The 418-nt window shown below is 66.0% G+C and carries 1 protein-coding gene; it reads right to left on the reverse strand.

From position 1 onward, the window contains the following. The coding region (locus tag JWG43_RS21040; RefSeq protein ID WP_205244435.1) for an organic hydroperoxide resistance protein at window positions 1-403 on the reverse strand (403 nt) is incomplete at its 3' end. Window positions 404-418 lie beyond the last annotated feature (15 nt).

The raw sequence follows: 418 nt of genomic DNA on the forward strand, positions 1-418 counted from the left end.
CGTTGTTGCGGGTGGCGTTGGAGTAGGGACAGACTTGGTGCGCCTTCTCGATCAGGTCGTCGATCACGGGCTGCTCTAGCCCGTGGTCGGTCACGGTCAGGTCGACATCCAGGTTGAAGCCTTCACCCTTGGTGTTCTTGCCGAAGCCGACGCCGGCGGTGACCTTGGTGTCAGGGCTGACGGGCGTGCCGGCCTTGCCGCTGACCAGACGCAGGGCGCCGAGGTAGCAGGCGGCGTATCCGGTGGCGAAGAGCTGCTCGGGGTTGGTGCCGTCGCCGCCCTTGCCGCCCATCTCGGTCGGCGTCGACAGTTTGACGTCGATCTTGCCGTCGTCGGTGGCCGAACGGCCGTCTTCGCGGCCTCTGCCCGATGCCGTTGATTGGGCGCGATACAGAACTTCCATGGCAGGCTCCTTGGG

Source organism: Desulfobulbus alkaliphilus (assembly GCF_016918545.1).
Taxonomy (GTDB): Bacteria; Desulfobacterota; Desulfobulbia; order Desulfobulbales; family Desulfobulbaceae; genus Desulfobulbus; species Desulfobulbus alkaliphilus.